The organism is Thiorhodovibrio litoralis (genome assembly GCF_033954455.1).
GTDB classification, from domain to species: Bacteria; Pseudomonadota; Gammaproteobacteria; order Chromatiales; family Chromatiaceae; genus Thiorhodovibrio; species Thiorhodovibrio litoralis.
On record NZ_CP121473.1, the window covers coordinates 2,714,160 to 2,733,440 of the forward strand.

21 protein-coding genes are annotated in these 19,281 nt (G+C 60.7%); 15 read left to right on the top strand and 6 right to left on the bottom strand.

Annotation, left to right across the window (positions count from 1 at the left end):
- The first annotated feature begins 71 nt into the window (after window positions 1-71).
- The 9 genes from Thiosp_RS12065 to Thiosp_RS12105 all read left to right on the top strand — a co-directional run bounded on the left by Thiosp_RS12065 (window position 72) and on the right by Thiosp_RS12105 (window position 6,987).
- The gene (locus Thiosp_RS12065) at window positions 72-854 is read left to right on the top strand and encodes a MotA/TolQ/ExbB proton channel family protein (protein WP_201064397.1); all 783 of its coding nucleotides are present in this window, start codon (window positions 72-74) and stop codon (window positions 852-854) included.
- Entirely contained in the window at window positions 844-1,287 is a 444-nt protein-coding gene (locus Thiosp_RS12070) for an ExbD/TolR family protein (RefSeq protein WP_201064400.1), read from the top strand. The genes Thiosp_RS12065 and Thiosp_RS12070 overlap by 11 nt, the downstream gene beginning before the upstream one ends.
- Window positions 1,284-1,709 carry an ExbD/TolR family protein gene (locus Thiosp_RS12075; RefSeq protein WP_201064403.1) on the top strand — a complete coding sequence of 142 codons (426 nt, stop codon included), beginning with the start codon at window positions 1,284-1,286 and terminating at the stop codon, window positions 1,707-1,709. Before Thiosp_RS12070 ends, Thiosp_RS12075 begins: the two co-directional genes overlap by 4 nt.
- Window positions 1,709-2,617 carry an energy transducer TonB gene (locus tag Thiosp_RS12080; RefSeq protein ID WP_201064406.1) on the top strand — a complete coding sequence of 303 codons (909 nt, stop codon included), beginning with the start codon at window positions 1,709-1,711 and terminating at the stop codon, window positions 2,615-2,617. The genes Thiosp_RS12075 and Thiosp_RS12080 overlap by 1 nt, the downstream gene beginning before the upstream one ends.
- Before the next feature lie 441 nt (window positions 2,618-3,058).
- Window positions 3,059-3,487 carry a septal ring lytic transglycosylase RlpA family protein gene (locus Thiosp_RS12085; RefSeq protein ID WP_201064409.1) on the top strand — a complete coding sequence of 143 codons (429 nt, stop codon included), beginning with the start codon at window positions 3,059-3,061 and terminating at the stop codon, window positions 3,485-3,487.
- Between the two features lie 256 nt (window positions 3,488-3,743).
- On the top strand, window positions 3,744-4,325 hold the full coding sequence (locus Thiosp_RS12090) for a Tll0287-like domain-containing protein (RefSeq protein ID WP_242518345.1): 582 nt from the start codon (window positions 3,744-3,746) through the stop codon (window positions 4,323-4,325).
- A 149-nt stretch (window positions 4,326-4,474) separates the two neighbouring features.
- On the top strand, window positions 4,475-5,128 hold the full coding sequence (locus Thiosp_RS12095; RefSeq protein ID WP_201064412.1) for a RodZ family helix-turn-helix domain-containing protein: 654 nt from the start codon (window positions 4,475-4,477) through the stop codon (window positions 5,126-5,128).
- Window positions 5,129-5,187: 59 nt separating this feature from the next.
- Window positions 5,188-6,417 carry a protoporphyrinogen/coproporphyrinogen oxidase gene (locus tag Thiosp_RS12100; RefSeq protein ID WP_201064415.1) on the top strand — a complete coding sequence of 410 codons (1,230 nt, stop codon included), beginning with the start codon at window positions 5,188-5,190 and terminating at the stop codon, window positions 6,415-6,417.
- A gap of 3 nt (window positions 6,418-6,420) precedes the next feature.
- A complete protein-coding gene (locus tag Thiosp_RS12105; protein ID WP_201064418.1) occupies window positions 6,421-6,987 on the top strand; it encodes a CreA family protein in 567 nt (188 codons plus the stop codon).
- Between the two features lie 418 nt (window positions 6,988-7,405).
- On the opposite strand, the gene thiE is transcribed toward Thiosp_RS12105, so the two are convergent.
- The 3 genes from thiE to Thiosp_RS12120 all read right to left on the bottom strand — a co-directional run bounded on the left by thiE (window position 7,406) and on the right by Thiosp_RS12120 (window position 9,510).
- Window positions 7,406-8,053, bottom strand: coding sequence for a thiamine phosphate synthase (gene thiE, locus Thiosp_RS12110; RefSeq protein WP_201064421.1), 648 nt, complete (start codon window positions 8,051-8,053; stop codon window positions 7,406-7,408).
- Window positions 8,050-8,916, bottom strand: coding sequence for a hydroxyethylthiazole kinase (gene thiM / locus Thiosp_RS12115; RefSeq protein ID WP_201064424.1), 867 nt, complete (start codon window positions 8,914-8,916; stop codon window positions 8,050-8,052). The genes thiE and thiM overlap by 4 nt, the downstream gene beginning before the upstream one ends.
- Window positions 8,917-9,141: 225 nt before the next feature.
- Entirely contained in the window at window positions 9,142-9,510 is a 369-nt protein-coding gene (locus Thiosp_RS12120; RefSeq protein WP_201064427.1) for a hypothetical protein, read from the bottom strand.
- Window positions 9,511-9,633: 123 nt separating this feature from the next.
- Here Thiosp_RS12120 and Thiosp_RS12125 point away from each other — a divergent pair, with 123 nt between their 5' ends.
- The gene (locus Thiosp_RS12125; RefSeq protein ID WP_323697100.1) at window positions 9,634-10,272 is read left to right on the top strand and encodes an ankyrin repeat domain-containing protein; all 639 of its coding nucleotides are present in this window, start codon (window positions 9,634-9,636) and stop codon (window positions 10,270-10,272) included.
- A gap of 87 nt (window positions 10,273-10,359) precedes the next feature.
- Complete coding sequence (locus tag Thiosp_RS12130; protein WP_201064445.1) at window positions 10,360-10,653, top strand: hypothetical protein; 294 nt, start codon at window positions 10,360-10,362, stop codon at window positions 10,651-10,653.
- Window positions 10,654-10,700: 47 nt separating this feature from the next.
- On the opposite strand, the gene glgX is transcribed toward Thiosp_RS12130, so the two are convergent.
- The gene (gene glgX, locus Thiosp_RS12135; protein ID WP_201064448.1) at window positions 10,701-12,782 is read right to left on the bottom strand and encodes a glycogen debranching protein GlgX; all 2,082 of its coding nucleotides are present in this window, start codon (window positions 12,780-12,782) and stop codon (window positions 10,701-10,703) included.
- A 143-nt stretch (window positions 12,783-12,925) separates the two neighbouring features.
- Between glgX and Thiosp_RS12140 the strand changes: the two genes are divergently transcribed.
- Entirely contained in the window at window positions 12,926-13,576 is a 651-nt protein-coding gene (locus Thiosp_RS12140) for a toll/interleukin-1 receptor domain-containing protein (protein WP_201064450.1), read from the top strand.
- A 6-nt stretch (window positions 13,577-13,582) separates the two neighbouring features.
- Window positions 13,583-16,252, top strand: coding sequence for a CRISPR-associated helicase/endonuclease Cas3 (gene cas3 / locus Thiosp_RS12145; protein ID WP_201064490.1), 2,670 nt, complete (start codon window positions 13,583-13,585; stop codon window positions 16,250-16,252).
- Window positions 16,253-16,379: 127 nt separating this feature from the next.
- Here cas3 and Thiosp_RS12150 read toward each other — a convergent pair whose 3' ends face one another.
- Window positions 16,380-16,571 carry a hypothetical protein gene (locus Thiosp_RS12150; RefSeq protein ID WP_201064452.1) on the bottom strand — a complete coding sequence of 64 codons (192 nt, stop codon included), beginning with the start codon at window positions 16,569-16,571 and terminating at the stop codon, window positions 16,380-16,382.
- Between the two features lie 8 nt (window positions 16,572-16,579).
- On the bottom strand, window positions 16,580-17,077 hold the full coding sequence (locus Thiosp_RS12155) for a hypothetical protein (RefSeq protein WP_201064454.1): 498 nt from the start codon (window positions 17,075-17,077) through the stop codon (window positions 16,580-16,582).
- Window positions 17,078-17,338: 261 nt separating this feature from the next.
- Between Thiosp_RS12155 and casA the strand changes: the two genes are divergently transcribed.
- Window positions 17,339-18,838 carry a type I-E CRISPR-associated protein Cse1/CasA gene (gene casA, locus Thiosp_RS12160; RefSeq protein ID WP_201064457.1) on the top strand — a complete coding sequence of 500 codons (1,500 nt, stop codon included), beginning with the start codon at window positions 17,339-17,341 and terminating at the stop codon, window positions 18,836-18,838.
- Entirely contained in the window at window positions 18,835-19,281 is a 447-nt protein-coding gene (locus tag Thiosp_RS12165; protein ID WP_242518347.1) for a CRISPR-associated protein Cse2, read from the top strand. Before casA ends, Thiosp_RS12165 begins: the two co-directional genes overlap by 4 nt.

The following is a 19,281-nucleotide window of genomic DNA, read 5'->3' on the forward strand; positions in this document are numbered from 1 at the left end:
CAAGCACGATGGCTCAAGACACATTCACTACCACGAACCAGCTTCAGGGCGAACCGGGAGTCGCAGGGCTAATGTCTGCTGCGCAGGGCGCCTCGGTCGATTCGTCCAACCAGGTGACGGACGTTTTGCAATGGTTCAGCGATGGCGGTCCGGTGCTGGTGATCTTGGCCGCGCTTTCCGTCATTGCGCTGACGCTGGTCCTGCTCAAGATCTGGCAATTCCACCGGTTGCGTTTGGATGCGGCTGAGCCGCTCGCAAGTGCGCTTGGGCTTTGGGCGTGGGGCCAATCAGCGGCGGCGGTGGCTGCCGTGGCGGATGCGCCTCAACCGGCTGCGCGCCTGTTGCATCGGGCGCTGACCGGCTACCTGCAACCGGGAGTTGATCTGGGCCTGCTGCGCGAGGAACTGGCGCGATTCGCCAATGCCGAGATCGAGGGGCTGCGCGCTTATCTGCGCGCGCTTGAGACCATCGCCACCCTGAGTCCGTTGCTCGGTCTGCTTGGCACGGTGTTCGGAATGATCGAGGCCTTTCAGCAGCTCGAGCAGGCGGGGGCGCGGGTCGATCCGGCGCTGCTCTCGGGTGGCATCTGGCAAGCGCTGCTGACCACGGCAGCCGGACTTGGGGTGGCCATCCCGGTGGTGTTTGCCCACGCCTGGCTGGAGCAGCGGGTGGAGCGCTGCGGTTATCGCATGGAGGATGCGGTGACCCGCGTTTTTACTCGCGACCTGGCAAGAGCAGGTGCTTCCGGTATGTCCCAATCAACGCCGGGCGACGCGTCCCAGCCAGCATCCGGCACGATGTCTCAGCCAACACCCGACGATAGGGCACAGGGGCGCGAGACCGATGCCGTCTGAGCGCCTGTTGCCGCGGCTTGATCGCCCTGCGCGACGCGCGGCCATCGGGCTGACGCCGCTGATCGACGTGGTTTTCATCCTGCTGTTGTTCTTCATGCTGGCGTCCAACCTCCAGCGTGAACAGGCCTTTTCGCTGCAGCTGGCGGCGCCACAACCGCTGGTGCCATCGGCACTGGCGTCGGAACCGCCGCGCGCGCCTGCAGCCGCTCAAACCCCGGTTGCGCGCGTGCATCTCGCGGAAGGGGGGGGATTTCGCCTCGACGGTCAACCCATCGCGGCAGCGGACCTGGCCCCGGCGCTATCGCGGCGGCGGGAGCAGGAGCAGGACCTGAGGGTGCTCCTGATTCCGGCCGCTGGCGTGAGCCTGCAGCAGTTGGTCACTGTGCTCGACCATCTGGCCGCGGCCGGAATTGCGGAAGTTACGCTGCAGTGAAGCTTGTCCGGCGACACCCAAGCACGTCTGCAAGCGCGCGCGAGCAGGCGCTGATCCCGCTGATTAACGTTGTTTTTCTGATGCTGATCTTTTTCATGGTGGTGGGGCGTCTGGTGCCGTCAGAGTTTTTTGCGGTCGAGCCGCCGAGCGCCCGGGTTGGCACAACGGATGCTCCGGGTGCCTCCTCGGATTCCTGGATGTTGTTGGTCAGTGCCGACGGGCGTTTGGCGCTGAACGGTCAGGCGATCACCGCTGGGGCGCTGGCCGCGCGACTGCGGGCAGCGGGCGCCGGTCAGGGTCTGCCTGAGCTGATACTCAGGGCCGATGGCGCGCTCAACACCGCCACTTTGCGCGCGCTGCTCGAGCGCCTGCGCGCGGTCGGTCTGCAGCGGATTCAACTGGTCACGATCCCGGTGCGCTGATGGAGATTGGCGCCCGTCACTGGCTGGTCGCGCTGCTGATCGCCGGCGGCATGCATGCGGCGCTCGCCCTGACGCTCGTCCAGGTGGCTAGCCCGCCGCCAGCCTTGCCGGTCACCATTTCCCTGACGTTGGGTGACGGCGCTGGCCAATCGGCGGCGGGGGGACCGGCGGTCGCTCAGTCGGACGCGGACGGTCGCTCTGAACCGGTCTCAGAAACCCCGGATGCCCCGGCTTCGGCGCCAATGGATGCTGCGGACAGCGTGCCTGAACGGGCGCTTGAAGCAACGTCCGAGCCCAAAGCGGAAATCACGCCAGAACCTGCTGCGGAGTCAGAGTTGGTTCCCGAGTCTGAACCAGAGCCGCAGCCGCGGCCGCGGCCAGAGCCCAAGCCAGAGCCTAAGCCGTTACCGCAGCCCGAGGATGGAAAACCGGCGGAATCAGAACGCCGATCCCAGGCTGCGGACACCACCGTCAAACCCAAGGTCGAGCCATCAGCAGCGATATCTCGCCCATCTGCTCAGGCCACTTCGCCGGCTGCCAGCTCAGTCGCGGGTGCAGGGGAGGGCGGCCGTGGCAAAGCTTCTGGGGGCGGTAGATCAGACGCGCGGGCAGGCGCCGCGAGTGCGTCGGCCTACTATGGCCGGTTGGCGCGCGCTCTGCAAAAGCACAAGCGCTACCCGGAGCAGGCTCGGCGCCTGCGTCAGGAAGGCCGGGTCAAGGTGCGTTTTACTATCGACAGGGGCGGGCGGGTTATTTCGCAACAGATCGTCGTTAGCTCTGGTCATGCACTGCTCGACCGCGAGGTGGAGGCCATGCTAAGACGCGCCTCGCCGCTCCCGGCGATCCCCGCGAGTCTCTCAAAGTCCCGACTGACGCTTACCCTGCCAATTGTGTTTAATTTGCGATAGCGCTCATGTCGTGCGCGCGCGCATCCAGCATCAGGCCGCCTTGTTGGATGCGTGAAGCTGAGGTCGAGTTGCAGCTCGCGACCGGTGTCCTGGTCGAGGATTTCTGTTGATGGGATGAGCTCCTGAAAATGGGCTGACACAGCCAGTGGCAGCCACAGGAGGATCAAGTATGCGGCGGAATTAAGGGATGCCGTGTGACGGGAACTGAAATGGCTCATGGTGGCATCTGGAGGGTGCGTCGGGTTAGGGCCTCCCGAGGCGAATGTCCCTTAAGTGCAATATAGGGTTTTCCCTATGCGGGTTTTCCTGTATCCTCGCGTCTTTGAAATTTGTGACGCAGTTCCGCTGACTCTGTCGCTGGGTGTTTTCAGCTCTCATGAAGGGCTGGTGATGCCGGACGGCAAGATGCTGCGGAATCTAACGGTAACGAGGATTTCGAGGATGACGACCAAACCCTTCGCCAACAATGTCGCGCGCCGCCTGCCATTTGCTTTTGCGGGCGTTCTGCTGCTGTTGATCGCTGTGCCTGGCCTGGCATCCGTTAAGGCGGCACCGGGTGCCGTGGAGCAGGGCTTCGCTTCCTACTACCACGACAGTCTGGACGGTAACAAGACGGCCAGTGGCCAAGTCTACGACAAGGATCGCATCAGCGCCGCGCACAAGACCTTGCCGCTGGGTACTAAGGTCAAGGTGACAGATGTCGACACCGGACGTTCCATCGTGGTGCGAATTAATGACCGCGGGCCCTTTGTGAAGGGACGCATCATCGACCTGTCGCGCCGCGCCGCGTCTGAACTGAAAATGCTCAAGCGCGGTGTCACGCCTGTGAAGGTCGAGGTGCTGAGCTTGCCGAAGAGTACCGGCGCCTAAAACGCCTTCAGCCATGACGCGCGCCTGATGGCGCTCGTCCCGATAGCCCAGCCGGTCGCCATGCCTGTCATGGCAGGCCGGCTGGGCTGTTTTGTTTGGCGATGCGCCCAACCTGCGTCAATGAGCCTGCGTCAATTAGCCGGCATCAATCGGCGTGCGTAAATCATGAGAGATTTTGTCGGAATTAGGAATCCTCATTGTTTGCCCGGATGGCAAAGGCAACAATGAGCGTTCACTGATTTAAGGAGTTCTAACCATGCGTATGTTTTCTTTGATGACCGCGAGCCTGCTTGCAGCCACGGCATTTTCCGGTGCGGCACTGGCCGAGCAGAGCTCGGCAATGATGGATGCCTACCAGGCACGGATGCTGATTCAACAATTTGCCCAGCAACTGCAGGGCGAGTTGAAAGGCGCGATGAAGGACGGCGGACCCGTTGCCGCGGTGGCAATATGCAAAGATAAAGCGCCGGCGATTGCTGAGTCCCTGTCGCAGCAAAGCGGTTGGGACATTAAACGCACCAGCATGAAGGCGCGCAACGTCGCGCTGAACAGTCCGGATGTCTGGGAACGTCGGGTGCTGCAGCAGTTCGAGGATCGTGCTGGTGCCGGTGAAGACCCGAATAGCCTGACCTATGCTGAAGTGGTGAAGGAAGACCAGGGCAAGAGCTATCGCTTCATGAAGGCCATTCCCACGGGCCAGGTCTGTCTCGCCTGTCATGGCAAGGAGATCAATCCCGAGATTGCCGCGGCGCTGGATCAGGCTTATCCGCAGGATCAGGCGCGGGGATACCAGGCCGGCGATCTGCGTGGCGCTTTTTCACTGAAGAAACCGCTCTGAGCGCTTGAAAATCCGCGCGCCTCTCGCGAGAATCTCCGCTTTAAGATTGTCCGCCCGTGGCATGCTAAGCCCTTAGCATGCCCAGCCCCTGGCGTGCCCAGCCCGCAGGCGGGGGCGCTCGGGCGCGGACCAGCTGCCCGGAGGAGTCTATGGCCGAACCCACATTCGATGTGCTTTTCTCGGGCGAGCTGATAGGCTCGGCAGACCCGGAGCATGTCAAACAGCGTCTGGCGCAGATGTTCAAGCTCGATGAAGCCGGCGCGGCCCGCCTGTTTGGGGGGCATCGGGTCTTCATCAAGCGCGGAGTCGATCAGGCCACGGCTGACCGGTTTCGCGAGGTTTTCGCCAAAGCCGGTGCCCTGGCTGAGATCGAACAGGTGGGCGGCGAGCCAGAAGAGGTTTTCCATTTCGACGACTCCGACGACGAAGCCGACACGCCCGCGCAGGCCCCCGTTCAGAATCAAACTGCCCAGAATACACTAGGCCAGCATCAAGCAGACCAGAATCAATCTGCCGAGCATCAATCAGCCGAGCATCAAGCGGCCCAGCATCAATCAGCCCAACCCTCGGCTGCCGGCGACGCGGCGGGCTCCTGGTCGGTCGCGCCGGCCGGTTCCGAGCTTGAAGAGCTGTCGGATAGCGCTCCTGAACAAAATCCGGACACCAGCCAGCTGAGTCTGGTCGAAGGCAACGACTGGACGCTTGAGGATTGCGCCCCGCCGCCACTGGCGCAGGCGATTCCGGACATCGACTCCATGGAGCTCGAGCCGTCATCCAAGTCCGACAGCGCCGCGTCATCCTGATGTCTGCTTGCCCGTCGGCGTCCCGCTTTATCCCCTGAAACGAGTGATTCCCCGCACGCATGAACCAGTCAATATCATCTGAGGTCCATCCCCATATCGTCATCGGCGGCGGGATCAGCGGTCTTGGCGCGGCCTTTTTCGCATCCCGCACCGGCACGCCGACCCTGGTACTGGAGCAGAATGCGCGCGTTGGCGGCTGCATGAATACCCAGAGTTTCGATGCGCTCGAGGATTTCTGGGTCGAGGCCGGCAGTCATAGCTGTTTCAACAGCTACGGCCACTTACTCGAGATCCTGGAGCAGATCGGCGCGCTCGGGCGGATTCAGGCAAAAGCGAAGGCGAGCTACAAACTCTGGCGGGGCGGTAAGCGGGCGTCCATCCTGTCGGCTTTGCATCCGTTTGAGCTGGCGACCTCGCTGCCGAAGCTGTTTAAGCTCGACAAGGAGCAGCTGAGCGTTCACGAATATTATGGCCAGGGACTGGGGCGCAAGAATTATCGCGATTTGTTCGGCCCGGCGTTTCGCTCCGTCATCTGTCAAACAGCCGACGACTATCCTGCCGCGGCCCTGTTCCGCAAAAAGCCGCGGCGCAAAGAAGTGCTGCGCAGCTTTACCATGCCGGGCGGACTGGCCGAGATCCCGCGCGCTCTGGCCGCGCGGGATGACATCGAGGTGCGCTTGGGCGCCGGCGTCAGCGCGCTGAGTGCGGACGCCGACGGCTATCGCATCGCGCTGGAAAATGGTGAGACTTTGCGCGCCGCGCGCGTCACCCTGGCGGTGCCGCCGGATGTCACCACACGGCTGTTGCAACAGGTCGCACCGGCCGCTGCGGCGGCAACCTCGCACCTTGGCGTTGCCGAGATCGATTCGCTGCTGCTGGCGTTCAAGCGCGAGGATCTCAAGCTTCGACCCATCGCGGGTCTGATCAGCGTGGATGGGGCTTTTCTGTCCGCCGTGTCGCGGGACTTTCTCGACCACCCACGGTATCGCGGTTTTGCCTTTCATTTCCCCGGCGGCCAACTGGCACCCGAGCGCCAGGTTGAGCTGGCCTGTCAGGCGCTGGACGTAACCGCTGACAAGGCAGTCGGCGTGCGCCATGAGCGTAATCGGTTGCCCAGTCTGCGCCAGGGGCATTGGGAGTTGATCGCGGAACTGGATCAGGCGCTTGGTGCCGCCAGTGCGGGTAGGCATGGGCTCGCCGTGACCGGTAACTGGTTCCTGGGGGTGTCGATCGAGGACTGCCTGACGCGCAGCGATAGCGAAATGACGCGGCTTTTCAGGAGTAGATAAAGGATGAAAGCTTTTCTATCACCAGGCTCTCTGAAGGCAAGAGCCTCGCTCAAGCGGCTGACCGTCGCTTTGCTGCTGTTGCTCTGGTTGCCAAGCAGCGCCTGGGCCGAGCGGGTTGGCGAGGTCAGTACCAAATTCAAGCTGGTCGGGCCGAACGACAAAATCGTCATCGAGGTATTTCAGGACCCGGACGTACCCGGGGTGGCCTGCTATCTCAGCCGCGCCGACACCGGCGGCGTTAGCGGTGCTGTCGGACTGGCGGAGGACACCTCGGATTCGTCCCTGGCCTGTCGGCAGGTCGGGCCTGTGCAGTTGCCGGAGGATATCGCCAATGGCAAGCGAGACGGGGATGAGGTGTTCAAGAAACGCACCTCGCTGCTGACCAAGACCATGCAGGTGGTGCGCTTTTACGACGCCCCGCGCAACACGCTCGTGTACCTCTCCTACAGTGATCGCATCATCGAGGGCTCCCCGAAGAACAGCACCTCCGTGGTGGTGATCCGGCCCTGGCCGGGTGGCGCGGACAAGAGTGGCGCAAACTCTGACAATGCCAGCCAGTCCGGAAAATAGGTTCACCGGACAACGTCAGTGGACACTTGGCCTCGACCGGGATACTGGTGGGCTGCTGGTCGGATGCTGGTGAGATGCTGGGTCTTTTACAAGCGCACGCGACTGATGAACAAAATCTGTATGCTGGACTTGAAGCTGGATTTTTAACTGAATTGCGATTGGGAGGAACCGGACTATGCGATTGACTTTGCTTGCTTTTGCCTTCTTACTTCTGCCGTTCCTAAACGGCTGCGCACGAGAACCTGTCCAGCCGCGTGCAGTTGCTCCGGCGACCCCTTGCCCGTGTTATGGCCCTGCTAACTGCATCGGCCCGCAAGGTGGGCGCTATTGTGTCAACGCCCACGGGAACCGCGTATTGCGGTGATTCTTAACCAGCTCGCGGATTAGTGCGCGAGTTTGGTCGCTCTAGGGAGATGATCTAGGCGCGGGCTTCTCGCGCTCGGTCAACCTGCGCGCGAATCTCTTGCGCAGCCGCTGCCGCATCTGTAGCGGCGCAGATGGCCGAAACCACGGCCAGCCCGCGGGCACCGCTGCGGATGACATCCGCGGCATGCTCGGCGCGTAAACCGCCGATAGCCACCTTCGGGAGCCAAGTTTCGGCGTCGCAAATGGCGCGCAGCCCAGCGAATCCAAGCGGGGTGGCGTGGTCCGCCTTGGTCGTGGTCGCGAATATCGGACCAACGCCAAGGTAATCCACAAGCGCGGGATCGGCCGCGCGCGCAAGATCCGGCGTCTCAACCGACAACCCAATGATCGCCTGCTGACCCAGCCGCGCCCGCGCCGCGCCCGGATCGGCATCGGACTGGCCGATGTGCAGACCATCGGCGCCAATAGCCTCAGCAACCTCAATACGATCATTGATGATCAGCGCAGCCTGATCTGGGCTAAGTGCGGCCTTGAGTGCTAGGCCAAGCTCTATCAGCTGGGCGTCGCTGGCGCTTTTGTGGCGCAGCTGCACCATGGTCGCACCGCCGCGAACCGCGGCAAGGACGGTATCGAAAACACCGCGCGCACCGCACAGTTGCGGGTCTGTGACCAGATAAACCCCAAGGTCGAACGCCTTCACAAGGTTTCCTCGTGGTTCGTGCGATCGGTTCGCGCCATGCTTTCGATCCGTGCCGCCTGGTCGAGCTGCTTGGGTGTCATGGCGGCCAGGGCATCGATGAAAGCGACGGCAAAGGAGCCCGGGCCATGTACCGACCAGCGTTCATCTTTAGCCGCCCATTCTCCGGCGGCGCCATAGTAGGCGAGCGCGGCCAGGGTACCTTCGAAAGGCTCGCACCCTGCACCGAGAAATCCGGCAATGATTCCGGTCAGGGAGCAGCCGAGTGCCGTGACTTTCGGCATCAGCGGGTGGCCGTTGCCGATATGCGCGGCGCGACGGCCATCGGTGACCCAGTCCATCGGCCCGGTGACTGCAACAACCGCCTTGTGGCGCTTGGCCAGGGAGACGGAGACGGCTGAGGCGGCGGCAACCAGGTTGTTGGCATCGACTCCGCGCCCTTTGGCCTCAGCAGCAAGCTCGGCATCTGCGCTGGTGCTGAGTGCGATGATTTCCGAGGCATTGCCGCGGATGACGGTCGGCTGCAGTTCGAGCAGCCGCGCCGCGGCCTCGCGGCGGAAACGGGTCGCGCCAACTGCAACAGGGTCCAGCACCCAGGGGCGATTATTGGCCTTGGCCGCCGCGGCGGCGCTCAGCATGGCATCTAGCCAGGGGGTTGAGAGGGTGCCAATATTGATTGATAGCGCACTGGCGATGGACGCGAATTCGGCCGCCTCCTCGGGCGCATGCACCATGGCCGGCGAGCAGCCCGCGGCCAGAAGAATATTGGCCATCGGGTTCATCGCCACGTAATTGGTGATGTTATGCACCAAGGGCGCTTCTTTGCGTAGGCGATAGAGGGCATCGCCGGAATGAATCACAGGCATCGGGGCTCTCCTGAGCAAGGGTGTGCCGGCTCAATCAAGAAAAAACAGCGCCCGGCGAGGATCATCGCCCGCTCGGGCGGAGGAGCACATGATGCAACAAATCAGCCCAATCAGGGTATTCGATTGCGCGCGCGTCCCCGGACTCGCGGCCCTGCTCGATGACATCCTCGAGTGGGCGAGCGGCTGTCGCCGGCCGCCACTATCGGGCCGCTTGATCCGCCAGCCTCAGCGCAGGTCGCTTAAAATCAAGCGCTCAAACTCAGCGATTCGGACCTGCTGCCCATCGAGGGTGCGAAAGCCGCGTCCTTCAATGTCGCCACGGCGAGCCTGGTAATGATCGACCCCGCCGGTGGCGGGATTGACCACCTGCACATCGACGATTTCGCGCGCGCGATGCCACTGATGGAACACTGACCAGGTGCTGGCAAGCAGCAGAATGGCGATGATGCTCCAGGCGCCGATGCGCAAGGCCTGCCAGGGTATGCTGGGCTTGACTTGAGTTGGCGATGCGTCGGCGGATTTGACGCGACGCGCGCGCAACGCCGTATAGGCCGCGACAACCACGGCAAGGGTCAAGAGCAGTTTTGCAAACATTCGCTGAGTATCGCAGAGAATTGATGATTCGGTGTGGTTGGGCGCGTCTGCGGCTCCGGCTTGCGGGCGGGCGGTGCTGGGTCTTAGTATCGTCCCATGCAGAATACTAATTGGGTCCGCTTCATGGAACGCTTGCTGGTGCTGGCGCTCGCCGCTGCCTTGCTCGTCGCCTGCACCGAGCCGCCGCAGCCGACGATGAATTTCTACCATGCGGTGCATTCGGCCGATCTCGACCAAATCAAGCGGCATCTGTATTGGGGCACCGATGTCAACCAAGCCGGGCCGGGCGGCCGCCATGCGCTCGGCGTGGCTGTGGCGGACGGGGGGGTGGTGATCGCGCGCGAGTTGCTCGACCATGGGGCGCGTATGGACGTGCGTGATCGCCTCGGTCGCACGCCGCTGCACCTGGCGCTGGCCGCTGGGCGGGTTCAGGTGGCCGAACTGCTGCTGGCGCGCGGCGCCCAGGATGACCTTCAAGCCCTGCTCGGGCAGTTGGTGGCGGAGGGACACCTCGATCGCGATACCCTGGCGTTGCTGGCCAGCCGCGGTGTCGATCTGAATGCGCCCGGCGCGGACGGTCGCGCGCCGCTGCATCAGGCGGTGATGAACGGCCAGCTGAAGATGACCAAGTGGCTGCTGCAGGAGGGTGCCGATGTTAATCGTGTCACCGACTCGGGCGAGACCGCCCTGGACCTGGCTCGCGCCGCGGACGCCGATCCGAATGTGATCCGCCTACTGGAGCAATACGGCGCCGAGCGGTAAAGAGACCCAAGCCCGCGGGTGCCCCGGCGCCACATCAAACGCATTTTTGCGAGAATTTTGAAACCAGAGAATAAAGGATGAAGGACAATGGCTGAAACGGTCGAAGACCTCACTGTGACCTATGTCGAGGACGGCATCGAGACAACCAAAGAACTCGACAAGGTGATTCTGTCCAAGGGCAGCTGGGCGACGCTGCTGTTCCGCTACCAGGACTGGGACAGGGCGAAAGAGACCTATGGCGCCGAGAAATACACCATCCGCCGTTACCAGAAGCGCAGCGGTGAATATCGTCAGCAGTCAAAATTCAATATCTCCAGTGCCGCACAGGCGCGCGCGCTGATCGATGCACTGCAGGGCTGGCTGAAGGAATCCGAGGACTGACGCCCTGCCTGACTGCCATGCGCCCGCCGGGAATCCAATCCCGGGCGTTAGTTAGCTCGCTCTCGCGACTCGAACACCATCACGCTGCGCGCGACCACCATAAGCCGCGCGACAGTGATGCGCGGTTGCTCCGGCGGCGGCAGCACCGGGCGTGCGTCAGCCGTGTCGACAGCACGGGTCCAGTGGCGGCCGGGGAATTGCGGCAGCTCGCATAGCACCTGTTTGTCGCTCATGTTCATGATGACATGCAGATGCTCCTCGCCATCATCGCGCGCAGCCAAGGTGAAGGCGAGTAGGCGGGCATCTTCGGCGCCCCAGGGCGGGCGATCGATGCGCGCGCCATGCCAGGTGATGTCGGGCACGCCATGGCTGTGCTCGGCGCTGCCGCTCAGGAAATGGCGCCGGCGCAGGTTGGGGTGGCGCCGCCGCAGTGCGATCAGGCCGCGGGTGAACTCCAGCATGGCGCGCTGTGGCTCGACTTGGCTCCAGTCGAACCAACTGAGCGCATTGTTCTGGCAGTAAGAATTGTTATTCCCGCGCTGCGTGCGCAGAATTTCATCGCCAGCAAGAATCATGGGCACGCCCTGGCTCAGCATCAGAACGGCCATGAAGTTCATTGCCTGACGCTGGCGTAGCCCGAGAATGCTGGGGTCGTCCGTTGGTCCCTCAACACCGCAATTCCAACTGCGGTTATCGTTGTGCCCGTCACGATTGTCCTCGCCATTGGCCTCGTTGTGCTTGTGGTTGTAGCTGACCAGATCGTTCAGCGTGAAGCCATCGTGGCAGGTGACGAAGTTGATCGAATTGCCCGGCCGCCGCCCGCGTGCCTGGTACAGATCGCTCGAGCCGGAAATACGCGTCGCGACCTCATCAATACCCGGATCGCCGCGCACGAAAGCGCGAATCACATCCCGGTAGCGTCCGTTCCACTCCGCCCAGCGGTAACCGGGAAAGTCGCCGACTTGATAGAGTCCGGCGGCATCCCAGGCCTCGGCGATAATATGGGCGCGAGCCAGCTCAGGGGAGAGCTCAATCGACCACAGTACCGGGGCGTGCTGCTCGGGCTCGCCGGTCTCACCGCGCGCCATGGCGCTGGCAAGGTCGAAGCGAAAACCATCGACATGCATGTCGTGCGCCCAGAAATACAGGCTGTCGATCAAATAACGCGTCACCAGGGGGTGGTTGCAGTTGAAGGTATTGCCGCAGCCGGTGTAGTCGCGATACTGCGACCGGTCATCGAAGTCCAGGTGATAGAAGACTTCGTTGTCCATCCCTTTGAAGTTGATCAAGGGCCCGGTCGCGCCGCCCTCGGCGGTGTGATTGAACACCACATCAAGAATCACCCCAATGCCGGCGTGGTGCAGCGCCTTGACCATGTCGCGGAACTCATCGCGCGCATCCGCCGGGTTGACCGCATAGCCGGGGTGGGGGGCAAAAAAGCTATGGGTGCTGTAGCCCCAGTAGTTCTCAAGTCCCAGCTCGAGTGTCTTGGGCGGCGCGTCCTGCACATCAAAAGCCATCACCGGCAGCAGCTCCACATGGGTGATGCCGAGCTCCTGCAAATACGGGATTTTGTCGATCAGCGCGCGAAAGCTGCCAGGGTGTTCGGCGTCGGCCGAGTGATGGCGCGTGAAGCCGCCCACATGCAGCTCGTAGATAACGGCATCGACCAGCGGAATGTGCGGGTGCTCGTCGCCCTCCCAATCGTAGTTGTCGCAGCGAATCTGCGCGCGCATGGCGCTGCTGACATTATCTCCCGGCAGGCTGGCGCGCCCGCGATCCCACAGCCGGTCGCTGACCGTCGATGCCCAGGGGTCGAGCAGCAACTTGCCCGGATCATGGCGGCAACCGGTGCTCGCCGTGTCAGAGGGGCCGTCCATGCGCCAACCATAGAAGACGCCCTCGGGCAGGTCCTTAACCAGCAAATGCCAGAAGAAAAAGGTCCGGTGCTGCCAGGGGTCGAGCACAATGGTCTGAAAAGGCTCGGCGCTGTCGGCGTGCTCAAACAACAAGAGCTCGGCGGTGGTGGCGGTGTGGGAAAAACAGCAAAAATTTACACCACCGTCGATAAAGCGCGCACCCGCGCGATGCCAGGTGCCGGTGGTAACCTCAAAAGGGCCTAATGCCATGAAAATTCCTTGAGCGTGGAGCAGGGGAAGAACTCAGTGCCCGGCCGATCCCGCGCCATGCTCGGCTCGGAATCCGCCGAAATTCTGAAGAAAACATCTATAGAATAACAGCCTCAGCCGGGCGACGTGGGTGATGATACGCGATGAAGAAGAAAGAGCAGCCGATTGTGGGGGATTTCATTGCCGTCATCCTGGGGTTGATGGTGGTGCTCTACCTGGCGCTGGTATTTCTCGGTGAGGTCGACTACGCAAGTGCCTTCCAGATTGTGCTCTATGTGCTGGCAGGTCTGGCCGCGTTGATGGCCTTCGGGTTGCTTCTCGCGCTGCTGCGCAACGACGACATCCGCAAGATCTTTATCCTGTATGACGCGCAGAACGCGCGTTTTGTCTCCAAGCTCTATGAAGCCTTAAAAATGACGCCCTTCAAAATTCTGTGGGACAAAAGGGAGGTCCAGGTCGGCGACAATATCGAGGAAAAGCTCAAGGAGCTATTCGACAGCAGCAGCGACATCGTTTTTGTGATCTCTCATCAGAGCGTGGCGTCGAACTGGGCCGAGCTTGCCATCGCCAAGGCCCTCAAAAAAAACAAGCGCATCTTCCCGGTATTGGTCGATGACGCCGAACCTCCGGAAGCACTTCAGGGAATCAAAGCAGCAGACTTCCGGATGTCGTTCGACGACGGCTATTTCAGTCTGAGAGAGGCACTTCAGACACGCAGGGAGGAAATGCCTCCGCCAACTGCACCTAAGCCCCCCGGGCAAGACGCCGGCCAAAATGCAGCACCAAGCCCCTAATTGTCCGTGAATAATTGTTGTTATTGGAAGTACTGGGGCAAAGCTCGCGGCACTGAAGCCGAACTGGTAAGCGCTTCCCCAATTTGGCACCCATTCGCCTATCACTCGCTTGACGTGGCCGCAGTGGCTACGGAATTCCTGAGGCTTTCGCCTGGGACGCTAGCAAAAATCAGTCAGGCTGTTGGTGTGGTTGGTGAAGAAAGAATGGCCGAATTGGTCGCGTGGTTGCGGTTTTTTGTTGCACTGCATGATATCGGCAAGCTACACGCGGTTTTTCAGTCGCAATCTTTCGCTGCACTGGCCTGCTGCTGGCCCGAACTCGGTGCCACCAGCATTATTCGCCCGGTGAGTCGTTATCATCATGGTTTAAATGGGTTCGCGGTTTGTGAGTTGGAGATTGCCGACTGGCTCGGTCAGAAAAGTCGAAGGTGGCGGCGGCAATTTAAGCTTTGGCTCGCTGCAGTCATGGGCCATCACGGAGACCTCCCGCAAGAGGGCGGTTTTGAAGCGTCCCGCTCTTACGCGGGGTGCTTGCCTGAGATCATCGAGCATGACAGAAATGCCCGTCGCCAATGGGTCAAGACCGCCGCGGACATCTTCCTGAGACCTGAAGGACTGTCGTTGGCGGTAAACCAACCACCGGTCTGCAGTCCTGTTGCTCAGCGTCTGATCGCAGGTTTTTGCAGCCTATGCGATTGGATTGGATCGGATGCAAGGGATTTCAGGTATGCGCCTTTGAATGAAACAGCAGAGGATTATTTCGACGCGCGATGCGGCTGGATCCGACAAGTTGATTTGTTGACGCGCAAAGGTCTGTGCGCATCCGCGCGGCCTTACGCCGGGGTCGAGGCGCTGCTACCAGAAGGCCGCTTTGCCCGGGGGGTTCAACGCCTGCTAGATCGCTGCTCGATCGAGCCGGCGCTAACCATTGTCGAAGCGCCGACCGGCACCGGAAAAACCGAGGCGGCGCTTGCGTTGGCATGGCGCCTCTTGGCGGCGAAGCGAGCGGACTCGGTGATTTTGGCGTTGCCCACGCAGGCTACGGCCAATGCGATGTTGGCCCGCGCGCAAGGGTTTGGGCAACGGGTGTTCGGGGCTGCGAGCCTAGTTCTTGCGCATGGAAAAAGCGGTTTTTATCCCGGCTTTCGCGATTTGGTCGCGGCAGGCCGAACGACCACTGCGCAAGGTGGGCTAGATGCCGGTGTGCAATGCGCGGAATGGCTTGCCAGTAGTCGTAAAAGGGTCTTTCTCGGGCAGATCGGCATTTGCACCGTCGATCAGGTTCTGTTGTCTGCCCTGCCGGTCAAACATAGCTTCGTGCGCGCTTTGGGTGTGGCGCGTTCGGTGCTGATTGTCGATGAAGTTCATGCTTACGACGCCTACATGAACGGCATTCTTGAGGAAATACTGCATCGCCAGCGCGCGGCCGGTGGTTCCGCTATCTTGCTGTCAGCCACTTTACCGTCCGGAGTTCGCAACCGACTGCTTTCGGCTTGGACGGATGAGACCGGGGTCGCAACAGACCCCGGTGCTCCCTACCCGGTGGTCTGGCAAGCCACTACAAGCATCCAGTCGCTCGAACTGACCGATGGGGAAACGCAACCCAATGGCGATGTGGATGCAACCGCGAGGCGCGAGGTCGCGGTTGAGCTTACGCGAACGCCAGATGCTTGTCCCGACCAAGCATTGCTCGATCAGGTTGTCGCGGCAGCCGGAAAAGGCGCCTTGGTGGGCATGGTTATGAATACCGTCGCAGTGGCCCAGGAGCTTGGCCGGCGTTTGCGGTCACAAACCGATCTGCCAGTCGATCTGTTCCATTCGCGCTACCGTCTGCGGGATCGGCAGCGGATTGAAGCCGATGTGATCGCGCGCTATGGGCGGGATGGTGAGCGCGATCAGGGCCGGATTCTGGTTGCGACCCAGGTCATCGAGCAGAGCTTGGACCTCGACTTCGACTGGCTGGTGACGCAGATTTGTCCAGTCGATTTGCTGTTTCAACGCATCGGTCGTCTGCATCGCCATCAGCGATCCCGGCCGGGCGGTTTTGATTGGCCTGTCGCGACGGTACTGTCAACGCCGCAAGATGAATTTGGCTTGTTTGAATTTATCTATGGTGATTCGCGCGTCTTGTGGCGCACGGTGCAACTCCTTAAGGATCATCAGCAAGTGCGTTTTCCTCGTGTCTACCGTGAATGGATCGAGCGTGTTTACGGATCGGACTGGGAGACGGAAGAACCTGAACAGGTCACTGGTCAGCATTATGCGTGGCTCCAGGATCAGCAAATGGCTCGGGATGAAGCCATCAGACTAACGCGGCAAAGTGTCGCCGAGTTCCAAGACGACCAGGATTCGGTGACATCACTGACCCGAGACGGCGAGATGGGGCTTACAGTGCTGCCCGTGCTTGAGGATGAGCGGCTACTGAATATCCTGCCAATCGAAGAATTGGACGATTTCGACCGTGCCGAGCAACTTATGCTTGACTCGGTGCCCGTGCCGGGCACGCGCGCTTGGAAAAATTTGTTTCATGACATGAAACGAGATCGAGAAGGTCGCATCCGCATGCCAATGATCCCGGAGGGCATTCCCGCGAAGGGAGAGAGTTGGCGGTCGGTCGACGGCCGTTTCAGCTACTCGGTCAACACCGGATTGGAAAAGGCAGGCAGGGAAGGCTGAACCGACCCTTGCCTGCCCGCCCCGCTAGCGCGGGGAACGAAAAGCCTGTCGTCAGAAGCGAATTCTCGGACAGCGGTTCATCCCCGCTGGCGCGGGGAAGCCATCTAGCATAACGCTTCCGAAGCGATCAGGCCGCTTCTGAGTTAAGCGCGTCCGACTCCAATCTGAGCTGACACAGGATGCGCTCGGCAAAGGCAAGCGCCTCGATCGCCTCTGGGCGCTCGGGATGCGAGACAACCTCCGCACGCATCCGGTCGCGGAATTCTTCCCAATCTGACCGCCGCAGGGTCGCTGGTTCCTCGTAGATGTGATCCGTCATCTGAGTATTCACTGAATGATCGTTTCGGCCATCGCGCGAACTTGGCTTGAGTTCAAAGTGTAGACCAGCACCCCATCAAGTTCCAACAGCAGAGCCATGACAACCAACCAAAGCCCGGCGCTTCCCGTGGCATGATCAATCTTCCGGTCGACAACCGCTCGTTCGACCAAGCTGATGGCACGGCTTGCCGCGTCGCTGACGGTCAGGGTCGCCTGCGGTCCTGGCAGGCTTAGTCCGATGCGCTGGCAACTGGCCCAAAATCCGGCATGTCCATGGACATCCACCCGCACCAAATCCTGGCGTCCCAATAGCAAGCGCAGATCGGCGCGACTGAGGCTGTCGCCAAGCGGATGGTTATGGTGCAAAACAATAGCATAGTCGGACTCGCGGAAATTTGGCACCGGTAGCTGTTTGGCGGACATGCCGCCAAAAGAGATCATTCGGCTGTCTGGAAAGACCGCGACTCCGTGTTCGAGGCCCGTCATTCTGCCGCGGCCGATCACCATGCATCTGGCTGCGTCATGGGGCGCGCCAAGCTTGACGGGATGCATGTTGCCACAGCGAAGGGCCAGCTCTTCTGATTGCATGATTTATCTTTTCGTGAAATATCTCTGACTGATTTTCTACCATTGGATACGAAATTCCGCAAATTTCCCCGATTTCCTTCTGACAGCTTGATCAAGTACGTTTCGTGATATAGGATTCATCGTCGCTAGGACAGATTGCCTCTTCTGGCGGTTATGTTCAGTTGCGCATGGAGCCCACCCATGGACCTCTTATCAGATTCTTGGATTCCTGTCCGACTTGCGGGCGGCACTGGCACTTCATCTAAGATCACGTTTCGTTCGCTTCTTTGTTTCGCGGAAGATTTGCGTGTCGCCCTCCCGCGTGATGATCTGGAGTTAGCTTGCCTGCAGCTTCTGGTGTGCATGACCCAGGCGATTTTTCCGGCGCCTACCATCGACGAGATCGAGGACCGCATCGAGACACCCTTGACGGAAGCAGAATTTGACGCCGCCGTTGCGCCTTTCAGTGAGTGGTTTGTCCTCGACCACCCAAAGCAGCCTTTCATGCAATCGCCTGGTGTGCAGTCAAAGGAGATCACGCCGATACAAAAGCTTATGATTGGTCTGCCTGAGGGAAATAATCATTGCTTTTTCAATCAGGTAGGTGAGGTCAAGCAAGTCTCCGCCGCAGTGGCGGCCATTGTGCTTTTTAATCAGGCCAACAACTGCCCAAGCTTCGGCGGGGGCTTCAAAGGAAGTCTGCGTGGTGCGGCACCCATCACGACCCTGGTGGATGCGCCGGATCTGCGCCGACAGGTCTGGAGCAATGTTCTGGCCGACGAGGTGCTGGACCAACAAATGCCTCATTGGAGAGGGCTTGCCGCTCAGGACCACCCGACCTGGATCGATCCCATTCCGCCGCAGGCCAGGATTGCTTGGAATCAGATCGGACTCAGGCGAGGGCTGTTTTGGCAGCCAGCACGGGTTGCGTTGATCGCCGCGGACGAGCCTGGTATTTGTGATGTGCTGGGCACGGAGGAAGAGACTCTCTTCACCGGTTTTCGCAAGGAGAAGTTCAACTTCTCGCTCGAGGGTGTTTGGCCGCACCCGCACGGCTCGCGCGCGATCAAGGTCAAGACCGGAAAGCAAGAGGAGAAATTTGCATCCTTTACCACTGACGCGCCCGCATGGACAAACCTGGCCGAACTGGTGATCCGCCAAGACGACCCAAAAGGGGGGCAAATTCCACCCGCGCCTGTCCTGCAAGCTGGCAGGTTGGAATTACAGCCATTGCATCTTCTTGTTGGCGGTTATCGAAACAACCAGGCATCCATTACCGAGCGGCGGCATGAATTGTTCACGCTGGGGCGCGGTTGGATTGGAAACGAGCATTTGATCCGGGAAATTGTTGATATCGCCCTTGGCGCCAGAAAGGCCTTGCGCGGGCAGGCCTATTTTGCTGCGCAAGGGCATCGCGACAAGGAACTTCAAGGTCTTGGTGTACCTATTCATGAAGTTGCCCAACAGAGGTTCCATGAACGCACACGCTTGCTCATTCTCGACATCATCGCCGCACCCCAAACTTACGCTGACTGGGCAAATACTCGCGCGACTTTGATAAAACGACTTACCGACATTTGTCGCCGTATTTTTAACGAATTGACCGAGCCTTATCGTGCCAAACCGGAGTTGATTCCAATCATTGCCTGGGCTAGGCGCAACTTGAATCGAGAGCTGAAGAAACTCAGGGAGGACGCATGAACGAACTGGACATGCAATTGACGGACCTGTACCGCCATTTCCAGTCCTTGCCCGCTGGTGCCCAAGCCAGTATGCGGCGTGCCGCGTTCCCAGATGAGTTGCGGGAGATGCCGGGGTTTTATCGGCTGTTTCCGGGTGCGAGACCGAGCAACCGAGATGTGAGACTAGCCTACTGCTTGCCTTGGTGTGAGCATCTGCAACCGAGCGCATCGCTCGGGCCCTTGCTGGTCGACGGGATTTCCGAGGAGCGGATCATTCAAATTGCCCGGGCCTCGCACCCGTCTGACCTCCAGCTGTTCAGGCGCGTCGTCATGCAACTGAAGCATTCCATCGGCTGGATGGCTATCGCCAGCATGCTCTGGTTCTGGGGGACAAACGTAAAACACTCTCTGGTCGAGAATTATTTCATCGCACTGCATCAGCTTGAAAAAGGACAGGAATAA

Excerpts from the sequence above, each read along its gene's own strand:
- Thiosp_RS12080 (WP_201064406.1), top strand. The coding sequence starts at position 1,709 with ATGGAGATTGGCGCCCGTCACTGGCTGGTCGCGCTGCTGATCGCCGGC.
- glgX (WP_201064448.1), bottom strand. The coding sequence starts at position 12,782 with ATGGCATTAGGCCCTTTTGAGGTTACCACCGGCACCTGGCATCGCGCG.
- Thiosp_RS12100 (WP_201064415.1), top strand. The coding sequence starts at position 5,188 with ATGAACCAGTCAATATCATCTGAGGTCCATCCCCATATCGTCATCGGC.
- thiM (WP_201064424.1), bottom strand. The coding sequence starts at position 8,916 with ATGCCTGTGATTCATTCCGGCGATGCCCTCTATCGCCTACGCAAAGAA.
- Thiosp_RS12125 (WP_323697100.1), top strand. The coding sequence starts at position 9,634 with ATGGAACGCTTGCTGGTGCTGGCGCTCGCCGCTGCCTTGCTCGTCGCC.
- Thiosp_RS12070 (WP_201064400.1), top strand. The coding sequence starts at position 844 with ATGCCGTCTGAGCGCCTGTTGCCGCGGCTTGATCGCCCTGCGCGACGC.
- Thiosp_RS12095 (WP_201064412.1), top strand. The coding sequence starts at position 4,475 with ATGGCCGAACCCACATTCGATGTGCTTTTCTCGGGCGAGCTGATAGGC.
- Thiosp_RS12150 (WP_201064452.1), bottom strand. The coding sequence starts at position 16,571 with ATGACGGATCACATCTACGAGGAACCAGCGACCCTGCGGCGGTCAGAT.
- casA (WP_201064457.1), top strand. The coding sequence starts at position 17,339 with ATGGACCTCTTATCAGATTCTTGGATTCCTGTCCGACTTGCGGGCGGC.
- Thiosp_RS12085 (WP_201064409.1), top strand. The coding sequence starts at position 3,059 with ATGACGACCAAACCCTTCGCCAACAATGTCGCGCGCCGCCTGCCATTT.
- Thiosp_RS12090 (WP_242518345.1), top strand. The coding sequence starts at position 3,744 with ATGCGTATGTTTTCTTTGATGACCGCGAGCCTGCTTGCAGCCACGGCA.
- Thiosp_RS12120 (WP_201064427.1), bottom strand. The coding sequence starts at position 9,510 with ATGTTTGCAAAACTGCTCTTGACCCTTGCCGTGGTTGTCGCGGCCTAT.
- Thiosp_RS12130 (WP_201064445.1), top strand. The coding sequence starts at position 10,360 with ATGGCTGAAACGGTCGAAGACCTCACTGTGACCTATGTCGAGGACGGC.
- Thiosp_RS12155 (WP_201064454.1), bottom strand. The coding sequence starts at position 17,077 with ATGGTGATCGGCCGCGGCAGAATGACGGGCCTCGAACACGGAGTCGCG.
- Thiosp_RS12065 (WP_201064397.1), top strand. The coding sequence starts at position 72 with ATGTCTGCTGCGCAGGGCGCCTCGGTCGATTCGTCCAACCAGGTGACG.
- Thiosp_RS12105 (WP_201064418.1), top strand. The coding sequence starts at position 6,421 with ATGAAAGCTTTTCTATCACCAGGCTCTCTGAAGGCAAGAGCCTCGCTC.
- Thiosp_RS12140 (WP_201064450.1), top strand. The coding sequence starts at position 12,926 with ATGAAGAAGAAAGAGCAGCCGATTGTGGGGGATTTCATTGCCGTCATC.
- Thiosp_RS12165 (WP_242518347.1), top strand. The coding sequence starts at position 18,835 with ATGAACGAACTGGACATGCAATTGACGGACCTGTACCGCCATTTCCAG.